Annotated in this window: 15 protein-coding genes; 7 read left to right on the forward strand and 8 right to left on the reverse strand. The window is 61.7% G+C overall.

Features of this window, described 5'->3' with window-relative positions; genetic code table 11:
• Nucleotides 1-125: 125 nt before the first annotated feature.
• Complete coding sequence (locus tag VF672_RS16020) at nucleotides 126-1025, reverse strand: NAD-dependent epimerase/dehydratase family protein (RefSeq protein WP_331105540.1); 900 nt, start codon at nucleotides 1023-1025, stop codon at nucleotides 126-128.
• Between the two features lie 96 nt (nucleotides 1026-1121).
• The gene (locus VF672_RS16025; protein ID WP_331105541.1) at nucleotides 1122-2078 is read right to left on the reverse strand and encodes a DMT family transporter; all 957 of its coding nucleotides are present in this window, start codon (nucleotides 2076-2078) and stop codon (nucleotides 1122-1124) included.
• Between the two features lie 113 nt (nucleotides 2079-2191).
• On the opposite strand from VF672_RS16025, the gene VF672_RS16030 reads away from it, so the two are divergent.
• Nucleotides 2192-3070, forward strand: a complete 879-nt coding sequence (locus tag VF672_RS16030; protein ID WP_331105542.1) for a LysR family transcriptional regulator — start codon at nucleotides 2192-2194, stop codon at nucleotides 3068-3070.
• Between the two features lie 3 nt (nucleotides 3071-3073).
• Here VF672_RS16030 and VF672_RS16035 read toward each other — a convergent pair whose 3' ends face one another.
• The 3 genes from VF672_RS16035 to VF672_RS16045 form a co-directional block, all read right to left on the reverse strand.
• A complete protein-coding gene (locus VF672_RS16035; protein WP_331105543.1) occupies nucleotides 3074-3970 on the reverse strand; it encodes a LysR family transcriptional regulator in 897 nt (298 codons plus the stop codon).
• A gap of 81 nt (nucleotides 3971-4051) precedes the next feature.
• On the reverse strand, nucleotides 4052-4636 hold the full coding sequence (locus VF672_RS16040; protein ID WP_331105544.1) for an NAD(P)H-dependent oxidoreductase: 585 nt from the start codon (nucleotides 4634-4636) through the stop codon (nucleotides 4052-4054).
• Nucleotides 4637-4841: 205 nt separating this feature from the next.
• Nucleotides 4842-5606: a sulfite exporter TauE/SafE family protein gene (locus VF672_RS16045; protein ID WP_331105545.1), complete on the reverse strand. Its 765-nt coding sequence runs from the start codon at nucleotides 5604-5606 to the stop codon at nucleotides 4842-4844.
• Between the two features lie 256 nt (nucleotides 5607-5862).
• Here VF672_RS16045 and argH point away from each other — a divergent pair, with 256 nt between their 5' ends.
• Complete coding sequence (argH, locus tag VF672_RS16050; RefSeq protein ID WP_331105546.1) at nucleotides 5863-7290, forward strand: argininosuccinate lyase; 1428 nt, start codon at nucleotides 5863-5865, stop codon at nucleotides 7288-7290.
• A 563-nt stretch (nucleotides 7291-7853) separates the two neighbouring features.
• Here argH and mmsB read toward each other — a convergent pair.
• The 3 genes from mmsB to VF672_RS16065 all read right to left on the reverse strand — a co-directional run bounded on the left by mmsB (nucleotide 7854) and on the right by VF672_RS16065 (nucleotide 11717).
• Nucleotides 7854-8741, reverse strand: coding sequence for a 3-hydroxyisobutyrate dehydrogenase (mmsB, locus tag VF672_RS16055; protein ID WP_331105547.1), 888 nt, complete (start codon nucleotides 8739-8741; stop codon nucleotides 7854-7856).
• 64 nt (nucleotides 8742-8805) lie between these two features.
• A complete protein-coding gene (locus tag VF672_RS16060) occupies nucleotides 8806-10332 on the reverse strand; it encodes a CoA-acylating methylmalonate-semialdehyde dehydrogenase (RefSeq protein ID WP_331105548.1) in 1527 nt (508 codons plus the stop codon).
• A gap of 56 nt (nucleotides 10333-10388) precedes the next feature.
• Nucleotides 10389-11717, reverse strand: a complete 1329-nt coding sequence (locus tag VF672_RS16065; protein ID WP_331105549.1) for an MFS transporter — start codon at nucleotides 11715-11717, stop codon at nucleotides 10389-10391.
• A gap of 285 nt (nucleotides 11718-12002) precedes the next feature.
• Here VF672_RS16065 and VF672_RS16070 point away from each other — a divergent pair, with 285 nt between their 5' ends.
• The 5 genes from VF672_RS16070 to VF672_RS16090 all read left to right on the forward strand — a co-directional run.
• A complete protein-coding gene (locus tag VF672_RS16070; protein WP_331105550.1) occupies nucleotides 12003-12950 on the forward strand; it encodes a LysR family transcriptional regulator in 948 nt (315 codons plus the stop codon).
• Nucleotides 12951-13363: 413 nt separating this feature from the next.
• Nucleotides 13364-14215, forward strand: a complete 852-nt coding sequence (locus VF672_RS16075; protein ID WP_331105551.1) for a sugar phosphate isomerase/epimerase family protein — start codon at nucleotides 13364-13366, stop codon at nucleotides 14213-14215.
• A gap of 13 nt (nucleotides 14216-14228) precedes the next feature.
• The gene (locus VF672_RS16080; protein WP_331105552.1) at nucleotides 14229-15293 is read left to right on the forward strand and encodes an isopenicillin N synthase family dioxygenase; all 1065 of its coding nucleotides are present in this window, start codon (nucleotides 14229-14231) and stop codon (nucleotides 15291-15293) included.
• Nucleotides 15294-15367: 74 nt separating this feature from the next.
• A complete protein-coding gene (locus tag VF672_RS16085) occupies nucleotides 15368-16186 on the forward strand; it encodes an ABC transporter substrate-binding protein (protein WP_331105553.1) in 819 nt (272 codons plus the stop codon).
• A 164-nt stretch (nucleotides 16187-16350) separates the two neighbouring features.
• Nucleotides 16351-17423, forward strand: a 1073-nt coding sequence (locus VF672_RS16090) for an ABC transporter permease subunit (RefSeq protein ID WP_331105554.1), incomplete at its 3' end; no start/stop codon positions are given.

Consider the following 17423-nt stretch of genomic DNA (forward strand, 5'->3'; position numbering starts at 1 on the left):
GCTGTCTGGAGGCTGAAGAGACTAACGGTCCGGCTGCCCATTAATGATGAAACTTCCCGCAAACGCAAACGGCCACCCGCAGGTGGCCGTGGCATCCATGGGCGGATGCGCTCGAACAGCTGCGCTTAGCCCTTGACCATGTCGTGCTTGATCCAGTCCAGCACCGACGTGTTTTTCGGTACCCAACCCAGCAGCTCCCGCGCATTCTTGCCACGCACGCGGCTGTTTGAACCCAGACCGTAGTTGGCCATTTCGTAGCCCCATTCAGCTTCGGCGTCCTTCAGTGGCCAGTCCTGCGCCGGACCCAGGCCCAGTGCCTCTGCAATGGCGTTACTCATGTCACGGAATGAAGCCTCGCCGCTCTCCACGAAATAGAACGTGCCGGCCGGCGTCTTTTCAAGGGCCAGCGCGTAGAGCTCGACGACGTCCTCGATATGAACGTTCGACCAGATGTTGCCGCCCGAGCCGACATGACGCACCACACCGCTCTTGCGCGCCTGTTTGATCAGTCGCGGCAATTGCACGCTGTCACGGTGGACGCCCAGACTGTGGCCGTAAATCAGCGAATTGCAGAGCACCGCCGACCGCACGCCGTCTTTCGCCGCCGCCAGCACCAGGTCATCGATGGCCACCCGGGCGGCCTTGTCCGGCGTGGCTGTCGGCAGTTGCCCTTCGTAATAGAGGTTGTCCGAACCTTCGCCGCCCGAGGCGTCGCCGACGATGCTTGAACCGCTGGTGTGCAGGAACGGCTTGTCGGTGCCGCGCAACGCGGCGATCAACGCCTCGACCGCGCCGCGGTGGTCGCTGCTCGCCGCATTGATCACGCCGTCTGCCTTGCGGGCCTGCTCGGTCAGAATGACCGCGTCGTCCAGAGTGCCGATGACCGGAACGATGCCGAGCGACGTGAGCTCAGCGGCCTGCTCGGCGCTGCGCACCAGACCGGTAACGTGATGGCCTTTGTTGAGCAGACCGGTTGCGATGGAGCCACCGATGAAGCCTGCGGCGCCAGTGATGAAGATGTTCATGGGGTCACTCCCGTGTGGCGTGAATGTGGGAGCGAGTATCGGCCTGTCATTCGTTGTGAAAAAGGCACGCGGGGCCAAATGACTCTTGCGCTGCGATCACGAATGTTTCTGCACGACGGGAAACACCACCGCCCTCTCCCGCCGCAGGTTCAAGGCCAGAACACTGGCCAGCACCACCATCGAACCCACGATCACCGTTGCCGACGGCATCTCGCCCAGCATCACCGAGGCAATGGCGATGGCCATCGGCGGCGTGAGGTACAAGCTCATCGAGGCGCGGCTGACGTCCATGTGCTTCAAGACATAGGCCCAGGCCAAATACGCCAGCGCGCTGGGGAACAGACCCAACACACCCACCGCCACATTGGCCCGCAGCGGCGCATTGACGATTTCGCCGATCAGCCCAGGCAAGTAAACCAGCAGGAAAACCGTGCCCGCCCAGACCGTGTAACAGACCATGGTCAGGCCGTCATACCGATGGCTGTGGCGCTTTTGCAAAGTGAAATACACGCTCCAGGAAAACGCCGCCACGAGAATCAGCAGCCCGCGCGCATCCATATGACCGATGCCACGATCACCGGTGACGACAATCGCCGCGCCCACCAGACCGAGTGCAACGCAGCCCCAGCGCCAGGCGCTGACCCGCTCCTTGAACAGGAAATGCGCCAGCAACGCTGTGAACAAGGGTGTTGACTGCACCAGCACGCTGGACGCCCCGGCACTGACGCCTGCCTGGCCGAAGTTGAGTGCGATGTGGTGCAGGCTGACGGCGAAAAAACCCAGCACCGCCAGCAACGGCAGGTCTTGCAGACGCGGCAACGAGATGCGCAGCGAGGAGGCGATGAGCAACATGAAGACCGACGCGATCAGGAAACGCAGCAGCGCCAGATGCCCGGGATCGTAGGCCTGTAGACCAATGCGAATGCCGGTCGGCGAGAACCCCCAGCAGGCGATCACGAAGAACGTCGCGAGCGCCACTTTCACGCCCTGCCAAGGCAGCCCGGCATCAGCCGTTGCATCCGCATGTAGAACGGGTTCACCCGCGACGCTCATATCCATACTCCTTGTCGGCAAGCCCGGTGCGTGCCCATGGCTGCGAGTATCGAAACAACTTATGCTCACCACAACCGAACAATAATGACTCAACCCCTCACTTTGGGTGATGAATGGAACTGGCTCAGATCCGCATGTTCAAGACTGTTGCCGACACCGGCAGCATTGCGCGTGCAGCCTTGATGTTGCACTGCGTGCCGTCGAACATCACCGCGCGCCTCAAGGCGCTTGAGGCCGAACTGGGCACCGAGTTGTTCTACCGTCAGGGGCGCGGCCTGCGCATCAGCCCGGCAGGAGAAATCTTCCTGACCTACGCAGGCAAGATGCTGAGCCTGGCCGAGGAAGCCAAACGCGCCGTGCATCCGGATGCGGCGCCGTCGGGGCCGCTGCGCATTGGCGCCATCGAGTCCTCGGCCACGGCGCGGCTACCGCGGCTGCTGGCGCGCTTTCATGCGCGTTATCCGCAGGTGTCGCTGGAACTGACGACCGGCACCGGCACGCAGCTGCTCGAAGCGACGCTCAACCAGAAGCTCGACGGCGCCATTGTCGCCATCGACGTCAAACGTCCTCGGCTCAAACGCACGTCCATGTACCGGGAGGACCTTGTGCTGATCGCGGCCGAGTCGTTGGGGCCGATACGTAGCGCGGCGGATCTGCAGGGCAAATCCATCTTCATGTGGCCCGAAGGCTGCCCCTACCGCGCGGCGCTGGAACGCTGGTTGCAGCACAATGGCCAGGCGCAACCCATCGTCAGCATCGCCAATTACGGCACGATCGTCGGTTGCGTCAGTGCAGGCGCTGGCGTGGCGCTGGTGCCCAAAGGGGTTTACGAGCAGTACCAGAAAGGCTCGGGCTGGGTCGGTTATGAATTTCCTGAACTGACCTCCATCGACAACCTGTTTTACTGGCACGAGAATGCCGAGCACCACCCGGCACGCGAGGCGTTTGTGGCGATGTTGCGCGCGGAATTCAGTGGCGCTGGCGAGGCCTGACGCTCAGGCGGCGTACTCCGCTAGCTTCTCCTGGATGAAATCCAGAAAGCACTGAATCCGCAACGCCAGCTGCGAGTTGCGGTAGTACACCGCGTGGATCGGCTGGCGATAGCCACTGTTGGCCTGGGGCAAAATCACGTTCAGACGTCCCTGTCGGATGTCTTCATGGGTCATGAAGTGCGAAAGGCACACGATGCCCTCCCCCGCCAACGCCAATTGCCGCAAGGTTTCGCCGCTGGAAGCCGAGACGGTCGGCTGGATGAACAGCCGATCCCCGTCGGCATGGCGCAACGGCCAGTGATTGAGGGTTTCGGTCTGGGTAAAGCCGAGCAGCGAATGGCCGCTCAGCGCCGGCACGGTTTTCGGCGTACCGTGCTTTTTGAGGTATTCAGGGCTGGCGAGGATGTTCAGCGGACTGCTGCCGAGCGGGCGGGCATGAAGGGTTGAATCGGCCAGAGCGCCAATGCGGATCGCCACATCCGTGCTCTGTTCCAACAGATCAATGATCAGATCGTTGCTGTTCAGCTCCAGCTGGATATCCGGATACAGCGCACGAAACTCGGCGACGTACGGGACGATGGAATGCAACATGAACGGCGACGCGGCGTTGATACGCAGGCGACCCGACGGCGTCTGTTGGCGCACCGACATACGCGCTTCCAGTTCTTCCATCTGATCCAGAATCTGCTTGGCCCGTTCGAGGAAAAACTTGCCCTCCTCGGTCAGGTCCATACGCCGCGTCGTGCGGTTGATCAGTGTTGTGCCCAGCTTGCCTTCGAGTCGCGACAACGTCCGGCTGATGGCCGAAGGCGTCTGCCCGACCTGTTCGGCAGCGGCTGAGATCGAACCGCTTTCGATCACGGTGACAAACACCTGCAACTCATCTGACCTGGCTTTCACTGTTGTCTCCCGCTCACAAGAGGCCGGATATTAGCGCGCTCGCGCGCAAAAGCGGCACGCAAGCTTGAAGCTCGCTGCTGCTCAGATCCCAAACACTGCTGCCAGATGCGCTTCGTAACGTTTTACGTCCGCGTCGATGTCAGGCCTCTTCATCACGTCCACCGAAAGGAAGGTCGGCAGACCGGTCATGCCCAAGAACTGGTTGGCCTTGTGAAACGGGAAGTAAACGGCATCGACGCCCTTGGCTTCGAAGAAGTCCGACGGGTCGTCGAAGGCTTGCTGCGGCGCGTTCCAGGTGGCCGAAATCATGTACTGCCTGCCGTGCAGCAAGCCGCCGCTGCCGTACTTCTGCGATGCGTCGGAGCGAGTGCGACCGTCGTTGGCGTACAGGCTGCCGTGACCTTCGGTCAGCACTTCATCGATGTACTTTTTCACGGTCCACGGGGCGCCCATCCACCAGCCTGGCATCTGCCAGATGATGACCTCAGCCCAGAGAAATTTCTGCACTTCCTCTGCCACGTCGTAGCCGCCATCGATGAACGTCTGCTGCACATCGAAACCGGCATGGTCCAGAAGCGCCAGCCCGGCTTCGTGCAGCGTGGTGTTGTAACGGCCGTCAGAGTGCGCGAATTGTTTGCCGCCGTTGAGAAACAGTACTTTTTTCATATCAAGCCTCGTCCGTGTCAATCGGCCCGCCCATGGCGCAGCCGGATTGAGGAGCATCAATGGGAATGGACGGCAGGATATCGGCAGGACAAGGCAGGAGTAAGCCGCCAGGGAGCAAAATACATTTGCGCCAACATCACGAATCGGACAGGTATTAGTGAATTTCTACGGCCGCTACAGGCGGTGACACGCCGACGTCTGTCGATCAGCCAGCGATCATCAGGTGCGTGCCCAAAAGCGCCATGCCGATGAAGAACATCCGCTTGAAGAGCAACGCGCTGATGCGTTGACGCAGCCACTGACCGAACATCATGCCGAGCAGCGCGGGCAACAACGCCAGCAACGAGGCGCCCATTTCGGCGCTGCCCACTGCGCCGTTCCAGAACAGGCCCGCGCCCAGTGCCAGGGTCGAGACGGTGAACGACAGCCCCAGCGCCTGCACCAGTTCATTGCGGTCCAGCCTCAGCCCCTGGATATAGGGCACCGCCGGAATGACGAAAACCCCGGTGGCCGCAGTGACCAGGCCCGTGATGAATCCGCACAATGGCCCAAGCCACCGCTCGGCAGCAGGCGGCACCGTCAGCGTGGGCAGAAACAGGCCGCACAGCGCATAGACGAACAGCGCGCCGCCCAGCGCCTTCGCCATGCCATGCCCGGTGCCGAGCCCCAGCGCGTATGAACCGAGCATCGTGCCGATGGCGATCATCAGCAGCAGCGGCCACAACCGTGCGCACAGCCTGCGCAGATGCCCGCCGGTTGCCAACTGCCAGAGGTTGGTCAGGGTCGATGGAATCAGCAGCAGCGCCGCCGCCTGGGTCGGCAGCATCATAGCGCCAAGCAAGCCCATCGCCAGCGTCGGTAGGCCCATGCCGATCACGCCCTTGACCGTCCCCGCCAGCAGAAACGTCAGCATCACCAGCGCTGACAAGGTCCAGCCGAGATTTTGATAAAGCGATAAGAAATCAGTCATGGGCGCATCCTGCGAATAGGTCGACGAAGGGAAACAGCGGGCATTGCAATCGACGCCACTTCAACACATTCCGGCCAATGCAGTATGGAAAATGGTCACTTCCGCACGGCTTTATAGCGATCGAATACCGCAGCTTTCCATTTCTGCCAACCCGACTTGCCATTTGTGATGTTTCACCAGTTGCCGGTTTTTTCTAGGATCCCCCGACGTCGTCGACGCCTGGCTCGCCAGCAATCACGTTTGAGGGGGAATGGATATGTCCGATGCAACTGAGCGTCTCTGGGGCGCACGCTTCAAGTCCGCGCCGGCCGAAGCGATGGCTAACCTGTCACGCTCACCTGCCGTTTATTTCCGCATGACGCCCTACGACATCGCGGGTTCAAAGGCCCACGCCCATGAGCTCGAACGCGCAGGCTTACTGGACGCAGGGGAAACCCAGCGCATCATCGACGCGCTGCAATCGATTGACGAGGACTTCGCCGTCGGCAAGATCCAGCCGATTCCCGCCGACGAGGACGTGCACACCTTCATCGAACGACTGCTCACCGAACGCCTCGGCGCGCTGGGCGGCAAGCTTCGCGCCGGGCGTTCGCGCAACGACCAGACGGCCAATGACATGCGCCTGTTTCTGCGCGACCGGATCCGTGTGCTGACCTTATCCATCCTCGATCTGCAGCAGGCATTGGTCAGTCAGGCCGAGGCGCATGTCGAAACGATTGCGCCCGGTTTCACCCACTTGCAGCAAGCGCAACCGATCGTGTTCGGTCACCATTTGATGGCCCATGCCCAGGCGATTCATCGTGACATCCAGCGTCTGCAGGACTGGGATCAGCGCTTCAACCTTTCCCCCCTTGGCGCCGCCGCCATGGCCGGGTCCGCCATCGCCCGCGACCCTCATCGCTCGGCGGCGGAGATGGGTTACGCCGGCCCGTGTGAAAACTCCATCGACGCCGTGGCCAGTCGCGATCACGTGGCCGAGTTCCTGTTCTGCGCGAGCATGTTGGGGATCAACATTTCGCGCATGGCCGAGGAGTTCTGCATCTGGACGTCGCGGCAGTTTCGCTGGGTCGAGCTGGACGATGCCTACGCAACGGGCAGCTCGATCATGCCCCAGAAAAAGAACCCGGACATCGCCGAGCTGGCCCGGGGAAAATCTGGCCGTTTGATCGGCTCGCTGACGGCCATTTTGTCGGTGCTCAAGGCGCAGCCGCTGTCGTACAACCGCGATTTGAGCGAAGACAAGCACGCCATATTCGACGCCCTGGACACGCTGAATCTGGTCCTCCCGGCGTTCGCCGGCATGGTACGGACGATGAAGGTGCGCAAGGACGAGTTGCTGCGGCAGGCGCCACTGGGCTTCACCCTGGCCACCGAAGTCGCCGACTGGCTGGCCGTACGCGGCGTGCCCTTCAAGGAAGCCCACGAGATCACAGGACAACTGGTGCAGCTGTGCGAGGCGCAGAACATTGGACTGCCTGAGTTGACGCCGGCAATGCTCGCCGACACCGACCCGCGCCTGACGCCGGAGGTCCTGGAGAACCTGACACTGGAGGCCGCACTGGCGGCGCGCAGCGGTTGGGGCGGGACGTCACCGGTGCGGGTCGTTGAGCAGATCGACCGGTTCAAGGCGCACTTGGTGGCGCAGGCCCAGTGGGCTAAGGACTACAGCGGACCGCGAGGTTGATGGTCAGGCGTCACGCTGCGATATTGCGGTGCTAGTGCTGGCCTCTTCCCGGCTAAAGCCGGTCCCACTAACTGACCGCATGCACCTTGTGGGACCGCGTGCACATGTGGGACCGGCTTCAGCCGCGTCACGCCGCAATATTGCGGTGCTAGTGCTGGCCTACTCCCGGCTAAAGCCGGTCCCACCGACTAACCGCGTGCACTTTGTGGGACCGGCTTCAGCCGGGAAGGCGTCAGGCGTCACGGCGCAATATTGCGGTGTTAGTGCTGGCCTCTTCCCGGCTAAAGCCGGTCACACTGACTGACCGCGTGCACTTTGTGGGACCGGCTTCAGCCGGGAAGGCGTCGGATGTCACTCCGCGATATTGCTGCGTTAGCACGGGCCTCTTCCCGGCTAAAGCCGGTCCTACTGACTGATCGCATGCACCTTGTGGGACCGACTTCAGCCGGGAAGGCGTCGGATGTCACTCCGCGATATTGCGGCGTTAGCACGGGCCTCTTCCCGGCTAAAGCCGGTCCCACTGACTGACCGCATACACATTGTGGGACCGCGTGCACCTACGTTCAGCCCTTCTTGATGTATGCCTCAACCACTGCCGAGAAGTCCTTGCCGCCGTCGCCGCGCAAACTCATGGCTTGATACAGCTGCTGCGCCAGCGCGCCCATGATCACCGGTTGGCGCGCAGCTTTGGCGGCCTCGGTGGCCAGGCCCAGGTCCTTGAGCATCAGCTCCGCGCCAAACCCTCCGGTGTAGCCGCGCGACGCCGGAGCGGTTTCCACGACGCCCGGCCACGGGTTGTACATTTCCGAGCTCCAGCAGCGTCCGGTCGAGCTGTTGATAATGGTCGCCAGCACACCGGTGTCGATGCCCAGGCTGTTGCCCAACGCCATGGCTTCTGCCACGCCGATCATGGAAATGCCCAACAGCATGTTGTTGCAGATCTTCGCGATCTGACCGGTGCCGACGTCGCCGCAATGGACAATATTGCGGCCCATCTGCGCAAGGATCGGCTTAAGCACCGTGAAGTGCTCAAGGCTGGCGCCGACCATGAACGTCAGCGTCCCGGCCTGTGCCCCGCCGGTGCCGCCTGACACTGGAGCGTCGCCGACCAGCACGCCTTGCTTCGCTGCAGCGGCTGCGACATCGCGAATGGTCTGCGGATCGATGGTGCTGCAATCCACGGCCGGTACCCCTGCGCCGATGCCGGCCAGCACACCGTCGTCATTCAGGTACACCGCGCGAACGTGAGCGGCCGCCGGGAGCATGGTGATGACCAGATCCGCGCCTTGAGCGGCATGCCTGGGCGACTCACTGATGCGGCTGCCCATTTCGGCCAGCTCCGCCAACACCTGTTGGTTAAGGTCAAACAAATGCAACTGGTGCCCGGCGCGAATCAGATTCCGGGCCATTGGCGCACCCATATTACCCAGGCCGATGAATGCGATCTTCATTGTTGTTCTCCTTGTTCAGTTCCAGTGGCCACGGGCAACGCGCGCCCGCAAGCGCGCGCTGGACTCAACGCAAATTGATCGTCGTGTTCACGCCGTCATTCACGCTGTCGTCATCGAACCAGCGGCTGGTGACGGTCTTGGTCTGAGTGTAGAACTGCACCACCTGTTTGCCGTATGGCCCCAGATCCCCGAGCTTCGAACCGCGTGACCCGGTGAAGCTGAAGAACGGCACCGGCACAGGAATCGGGATATTGATACCCACCTGGCCCACGTCGATTTCGCTCTGGAATTTACGCGCCGCCGCACCGCTCTGGGTAAACAGACCGACGCCGTTGCCGAACGGGTTGGCGTTGACCAGCGCGATGGCCTCATCCAGCGTGTCCACTTCCAGCACCACCAGCACCGGCCCGAAGATTTCCTGAGTGTAGATCTGCATCCCGGTGGTCACGCCCGTGAACAGCGTCGGCCCGACGAAGTTGCCGTTTTCGTAGCCGGCCACCGTGATGGCGCGACCGTCCAGTTCAAGGGTGGCGCCTTCCTGAACGCCGCTTTCAATCAGATCAAGGATTCGCTGTTTCGCACGCTTGGAAATAACCGGCCCGACGTCGGTGCCCGGTTCGCTGCCCGCATTCACCTTCAGCTTCTGCGCCAGCGCTTTTAGGTCGGGGAGCCACTGCTTCGACGCGCCGACCATCACCACCGCCGATGTCGCCATGCAGCGCTGACCCGCCGCTCCAAAACCTGCGCCGACCAGCGCATTGAGGGTCTGCTCGCGATTGGCGTCGGGCAGCACCACCGCATGGTTCTTCGCGCCCATCATCGACTGCACACGCTTGCCGTGCTTGCCAGCCAAGTCGTAGACGTGGGTGCCCACCGCCGTCGAGCCGACGAAGGACACCGCCTTGATGTCCTTGTGCGTGCAAATCGCGTCGACCACCTCTTTGCCACCATGCACAACGTTCAGCACGCCCGGCGGCACGCCCGCCTCGACGGCCAGCTCCACCAGCAGCATGGTCGACATCGGGTCCTGCTCGGACGGTTTCAGCACGAAGGTGTTACCGCAGGCAATGGCCATCGGGAACATCCACAGCGGAATCATCGCCGGGAAATTGAAGGGCGTGATTCCTGCGCACACACCGATCGGCTGACGCAGCGTGTAGGTGTCCACGCCACCGGCGACGTTCTCGGCGAATTCGCCCATCTGCAAGGTGCCGATGGAGCACGCATGCTCCACGACTTCAAGGCCACGGAAAATATCGCCTTCGGCGTCGGCAATGGTCTTGCCCTGTTCGGCGCTGAGCACGACGGCGATGCGCCTTGAGTGTTCGCGAATCAGCGCTTGCAGCTTGAGCATGATGCGCATGCGGGCGCCAATCGGCGTGTGCCGCCAGGTGGCGAACGCTTTTTGCGCGGCAGCGACGGCGGCATCAACCTCAGCGGCGGTCGCGAATGGCACATGGGCCAGCACTTCCTGGGTCGCGGGATTGACGACGTCCAGCCACTCGCTGGTTTGCGAATCAACCCATTCGCCGCCGATCAGCAGCTTCACGCGGGCCACCGTGGTGTTGTTTTGGTTCAGTGAGACGTTCATTGCCTAATGCTCCATTCGAGGCAGCGCGCCGACGTGGGCGCGCTGAAAATCGGGGTTCAGCCTGCGCGATGGCGAGGCGGATCGCGCTTCATCAGCGCGGTACACACCAGCGCCACCAGCGCCATGCCGATCAGGTAGGCGATCACGTAGCGCGGACTGCCGCCGCCCATGGCCAGCAATTGCGTCGCGATCATTGGTGCAAATCCGCCGCCCAGGACGCCCGCCAGTTGCACCGACACAGAAATGCCGCTGTAGCGGATTTCCGCCGGAAATTGTCGGGCGAACAAGAGCGATTCCGGCGCATACAGGATCGGGAAGACCACGCCCACCGCCAGCACCATCGCCCACCACACCAGTTGCGGTTCGCGGGTGCCCAGCATGGCGAAGAAGGGATAGACGAAGGCGCAGAGCAGCAGAAGCCCGGCGAAATACAGACGTTTCTGACCGACCTTGTCGGAAAGGTGGCCACACAGCGGCATCGTTACCAGAGACAGCGCCGCGCCGGCGGTAATCGCGCTCAACACATCAGCACGAGGGATGAGCAACTGGTTGGCGGCGTACGCCAGTGCGAAAGTCACCGACATGTAAAACCAGGCGTTCTCGGCGGTGCGCGCGCCGATGATGGTCAGGGTTTCTTTCGGGTGCTCGCGGAAGACCTTGAACAGCGGCACCTTGACGGCGATGTTGTCTTTTTTGAGCTTCTCGAAATCGGGCGACTCCGGGACCTTCAAGCGAATCAGCCAGCCCACCCCCAGCAACACGACGCTGGCCAGAAACGGAATCCGCCAGCCCCAACTGAGCATGTCGGCCTCCGGCAATTTGGCGACCATGCCCATCGCCAGCGAGGCCAGAACCAGCCCTGCACCCACACCGGTTTGTGGCAGGCTGCCGTAGAAACCCTTGCGGCCTTCGGGCGCATGTTCCACCGCCATCAACACTGCCCCGCCCCACTCACCACCGACCGCCATGCCCTGCAGAAAACGCATCGCCACCAGCAACACGGCGGCCCAGTAGCCGATCTGCTCGTAGGTGGGAATCAGGCCGATGATGATGGTCGGGATGCCCATGAGCATCAGGGTGAACAGGAGCATGGATTTGCGCCCGATCTTGTCGCCGAAATGGCCGAACACGATGCCGCCCAATGGCCGACCGAGAAAGCCCACGGCGTAGGTAGCGAACGCCGCCAGCACACCGATGATCGGGTCCAGCGCAGGGAAGAAGATTTTGTTGAAAATGAGGGCGGCAGCCGTGCCGTAGAGGAAAAAGTCATACCACTCGATGGTCGTGCCAGCCATGCTCGCCGCGCCGGCAAGCCGGTAGGATCGAGCGTTTTTCACGGGGCCGGCATCGAGTGCGCCGACGTCCGCCGTAATAGCGTTCTTCATAAACTCCTCCGCTTATTTATTGTTGTGCAGGGTGTTATGGCGTGTGTTTTCTGAATGTATTTGAACCTGGAACTGGCCCTCGATGGATCACTGATTCTGTAAGAGCCGGCTCGCTGGCGAACGCGTCAGGTCACTGACGCCGGTGCTCATGACACAACCCGGTTCGCCAGCAAGCCGGCTCCTACAGGCCTTGTCGTTGCTGGGCTGCATGGGTTGGATACGGCCGCGCTTCGGAGTATAGATGTGCAAACTTCTAATAAGAACGCACATAAAAGCAGGTCCGACATGCAAAAAAACATCACCTCCCTGAGCGCATTGAACTGGGATGACCTGAAGTTTTTTCTCGAAGTCGCGCGCACGCGCAAGGCCAGTTCTGCCGCCAAACGCCTCGCCGTGGACTACACGACCGTGTCGCGACGGATCAGCGCGCTGGAAACTTCACTGGGCACGCTGCTGTTTGAAAAGTCCCGCAGTAACGGCTTTATTCTCACCGCCGAAGGTCAGCGATTGCTGGGCGCGGCCGAGTCCATCGAAAGCACGCTGCATATTGCCTGCGAGCAGGTTTCCGGTTCCGGAGTCGCGCTGTCGGGTCACGTGCGCATGGGCTGCACCGAAGGCTTCGGCAGCTTTTTCATCACCCCTCAGCTGAGTCACTTCACCGATACGTACCCGGCCATCTCGGTGGACATCCTGCCGCTGCCGCACTTCATCAGCCTGTCCAAGCGCGAGGCCGATATCGTCATCGCGCTGGAGCGTCCGGAACACGGCCCTTATGTGTGCTGCAAGCTGTGCGATTACAGCCTCAGGCTCTACGCGACGCAGGACTACCTGGACAATCACACGCCCATCCTCAAAACCGAAGACCTCGCCGACCATCCGTTCATCAGCTACGTCGATGACCTGGCTTTCAGTTCGCAATTGCTCTACCTCAGTAACCTGTTACCCGGCGCCCACGCAACACTGCGCAGCACCAGCGTCATCGCACAGTACGTCGCCGCGCTGCAGGGCCGCGCGCTGGCCATCCTGCCGTGCTTTCTGGCGGCCCAGGACGCTCGATTGCTGCCGGTGCTGGAAAGTGAGGTGAATATCACGAGGCAGTTCTGGATGTACTGCCGCGAGGATTTGCGCAAGCTCAAGCGGATCACGCTGCTGTGGGATTACATCCGCGCGGCCACCGAGCGTAATCAGGCGTTTCTGTTGGGCAAGACGGATCGGATGACGTTTGTGGATTAGACCCGCGAAGACTATGTAGGAGCGTGGCTTGTCCCGCGATCGGCGACGCAGTCGTCGTCCCGGCTGCCATGGTATGTCAGGGGAAAATACGTCTGCTGCTCCTGCTGCCGGTGCCCGGCAGATCGCGGGACAAGCCACGCTCCTACGGGCGTACGCGCAGGATTGGCCGTCTAGAGGGGCCCTCCCCGGCATAGTTCAGAAATCTCTGAACTATGCATTTGAGCTTTCCTATTCTTCCCGTTCATCGGCCGAACCTAAGATCGGCCCCAATAAAGGAGCCCGTCCCGTAGAGACCCGGCCCGAAGATTGCCTTTTCTGATGTGACTGCCGTTGTAACCCGTCTCGGCCTGGCCGTGGCGCAGCCTTTTCTCGGTCACACGTCAGCCGCACGACGCAATCTTTGAGGACGCTCGATGAAACTGGAAGTCTTTCGCACGCTCTGGGGCTACCGCGCCAGCAAGGCCCAGGCGCTGGAGGAGCTGCTGGAAGCCGGGTTCGACGGCATGGAGGCCCGCCTGCCGCTCACGCCTGCCGAGCGCGCGGAATTTGGCGCATTCCTGCGAGCAAACCACGTGCCCTACATAGCCACGGTGTTCACCGCCTATGACGTCCTCCCGGAGCAATCGGCGACGACGGCGGAGCACCTCAACGATCTGGAACAGAAGCTCGCCTGGTCGACAGAACTCGCGCCGCGCTTCGTCAACGTTTTGGCCGGCAACGATCGCTGGCAATTGTCCCAACAGGTGGACTTCTTCGGTCAGGCGCTGGAGCTGTCGCGCACGCATGGCCAGACAGTCGCCTTCGAAACCCACCGCGCGCGCTCGCTATTCAATCCGTGGGTCACCCTCGAACTGATCCGCCAATTGCCTGACCTGCGCTTCACCAGCGACATCAGCCACTGGATCGTCGCCTGCGAACGGTTGCTTAACGACCCCGAAGACGACCTCAACGCGTTCGTGGAGCGCGTCCATCACATTCAGGCTCGCGTCGGTTACGACCAGGGCCCGCAAGTCCCTCACCCCGCTGCCCCCGAATACGCCCGCGAACTGGCTTTTCATCAGCAGCATTGGGAAGCCGTCTGGCGATCCCAGCAAGCGCGCGGCTATCAGGTCAGCACGATGACGCCCGAATTCGGTGCCGACGGCTACTTGCACCATTTGCCCTTCACCAATGTGCCGGTGGCCGACCTCTGGTCGCTGAACGTGTGGATGGGCCAGACCGAACGCGAACATTTCCAGCGCTTTACCCATACAACAAGCCGATAAGGAGCGTTTCGTCATGCCTGATCCGTCGCACGCGGCAGCCCCGAAGGTCGCCAACTTCAGCAGCATCCCGGTGGTCGATATCGCCGGGCTGTTCAGCCCCGACATTGCCCAGCGCCAGCGCGTCGCCGACGACCTGGGCAAGGCAGCACGCGAAGTGGGCTTTCTGTACGTCAAGAACCACGGCATCGCGCCTTCCTTGATCGAGGGTCTGCGTCAGGCAGCCAAAGACCTGTTCGCCCAGTCGCTCGATTACAAGATGCAGCATTACATCGGCACCTCACGCAGCCACAAGGGCTTCGTGCCCGAGGGCGAAGAGGTCTACGCCAAGGGCAAGCCGGATCACAAGGAAGCGTTCGATATCGGTTTTGAAGTGGGCGATGACGACCCGCTGGTGATCGCCAAAACCCCGCTGATCGGCGCCAATGAATGGCCCGACCTGTCTGGCTTCCGACCTGCCGTGGAAGCGTATTACGCAGCGGTGTTTGCTCTGGGCCGCCGGCTGTTCGACGGCTTTGCGCTGGCGCTGGGCCTGGAAGAAGGCTACTTCGAAGCCATGGTCACGCGCCCGCCCTCCAAGCTGCGCTTGATTCATTACCCGTTTGACGGCGCCGCACAGGACGCGCCCGGAATTGGTGCGCACACCGACTACGAGTGCTTCACCATGCTGCTGGCGGACAAGCCCGGACTCGAAGTGATGAACGATCTGGGTCAGTGGATCGACGCGCCGCCTCTGGACGGCGCGTTCGTGGTCAACATCGGCGACATGCTGGAGGTCATGACCGCTGGTACGTTCGTTGCTACTGCACACCGGGTACGCACCGTCAGCGAGGAGCGGTATTCGTTTCCGCTGTTCTTCGCCTGCGACTTCCACACCCAGATCAAGCCCCTCGCGCAGTTTGACAAGGGCACTGCCGACTACGAAGAAATCACCATCGGCGAGCACATGTATGGTCAGGCGCTGCAGACCTACCAGTACCTGCGGCGCAAGGTCGAGAGCGGCGAACTCAAGCTGTACGAAAAGGCGCGAAAGCCGTCGAGCTTCGGCCACCTGAAGAACCAGACGCAGGACGCGTCGTGATGCGATGCGTCGCCCTGCCTCGCCCGAATACCCAGCACACCCACCCCTACCTTCCTGACGTGGAGTCACCGACGATGCGCAACACTTTGAACACTGCCGCCCGCTTGACCGTGCTTGCCTCTGCCGTGCTCGGCGCATCCCTCCTCGCTGCCACTGCCGCACAGGCGGCCACCACCGTCACGCCCGGCCAGTTCAAGGTGGGCATGGAAATCACCTATCCGCCATTTGAGTCCTACGATGAGAAAAAGAATGTCGTCGGTGCCGACCCGGACCTGTCGCGCCTGCTCGCCAAGCACCTGGACCTCAAGCCCGAGTTCATTGACACCAAGTTCTCCAGCCTGATCCTCAGCCTGAATGCCGGTCACTACGACGCAATCATTTCGGGGATGTACATCACCCCGGAGCGCCAGACCCAGGCCCAGACCATTCCCTACGCCGTGACCGGCGCGGCGATCATGGTGCTCAAGGACAGCCCGCTTAAACCCAAGGTGCCGGAAGACCTGTGCGGGCTGAAGATCGGCCTGGAAAAAGGCACCACGTGGGTCACCCAGTTCAACAAGCTGTCTGCCGAATACTGTGTGCCGAAGGGCAAAGGTGCGGTCGCCGTCAGCGAATTCCCGTCCGCACCGGAAGTGACCCAGGCCCTGCTGTCGGGCAACGTTCAGGCACAAGTGGAAATCGACGGCGCCGCCGGCATGATCGCCGAACGCACCAAGGGCCGCGTCGTGGTCAGCACCGAGCACTCCATCTACCAGCAGACGCTCGGCATCTACGTGAAGAAGGGCAATGACGAGTTGTATCAGGCATTGCTGAAGGCTTTCGACGAGACGAAGAAGTCCGGCGAATACGCTGCTCTGCTGAAGAAGTACAACCTGGAAGAACCCGCAAACTGACGGCTTGATGCGTCACCCCGCGTAGGAGTGAGCTTGCTCGCGATTGACCGTGACAGACGATGAAGGTGTGTCGGCTGTACCGACGTCATCGCGAGCAAGCTCACTCCTTCGGGGATCGCATTTGATAAGAGAATCCCGCCGGGCTCAGCCCCGCTGAGGTATGTATGCAATTCGAATGGTCCTACTTTTTTTCGCTGTTCTCGGTCGCTGACTTCTGGGAATCCTGCATCACCGTGATCGAACTCAGCGCGCTGGGCTGGTTCATCGGCATGCTCCTGGGCTTCCTGCTGGCGTCGGCCAAGCTCTCGACCGCGCGCTGGATCAGCGTGCCGGCGTCGATTTATATCTGGTTCTTCCGCAGTGTCCCGCTGCTGGTGCTGGTGGTGTTTACCTACAACCTGCCACAGATGTTTCCGGCCACCCGCGACGTGCTTTCCAACCCTTTCTATTCCGGCCTTCTGGCGCTGGTCGTCACGGAAGCGGCGTACATGGCAGAGATTCATCGGGGCGGGCTGATCTCCGTCGCGAAGGGTCAGAAAGAAGCGGGCCGTGCGCTGGGCGTCGGCCTGATTGGCATGCAGCGGCTGATCGTCATTCCCCAGGCGTTTCGTATCTCCCTGCCGACGCTGGTGAACGAATACATCACTGTGGTGAAACTGACCTCGCTGGTGTCGGTGATTTCCCTGACCGAACTGCTGACCGTGGGCCAGCGCCTGTATGCGCAAAACTTTCTGGTGATGGAAACGCTGTCGGCCGTCGCGGTGTATTACGTGATGATCGTAACGGTCTTTGGCTGGCTGTTTCACTGGCTGGAGCAGCACCTGGAGCTGAGTAATCGCAAGCCGCAGACGCTTGACGACTCCGCCCTTGGCCGCCTGCGCGCCAGCCTGGTCGCGCAGCCGGCGGTGACGCGCCAGCCGGCAAGCGGTTCGGGTTCGGCGCCGGCGCTGCAACTGGTCAACCTGCACAAAAGCTATGGCCAGCATGACGTGCTCAAGGGCATCAACCTGGACGTGGACGCCGGTCAGGTCATCTCCATTATCGGCCCGTCAGGCTCGGGCAAAACCTCGCTGATCCGCACCGTCAATAGCCTGGAAACCATCGACAAGGGCGAGATCATCTTGTTTGGCGAGGGCTACATTCATGCGGGCGACAATCCCAACGCGGCGCAGATCCGCCGTGGCGTGCAGCGCATTGGCATGGTGTTCCAGAACTTTAACCTGTTCCCCCACCGCAC

The sequence above is a fragment of the Pseudomonas sp. genome, from assembly GCF_036387035.1.
Lineage (GTDB): Bacteria > Pseudomonadota > Gammaproteobacteria > Pseudomonadales > Pseudomonadaceae > Aquipseudomonas.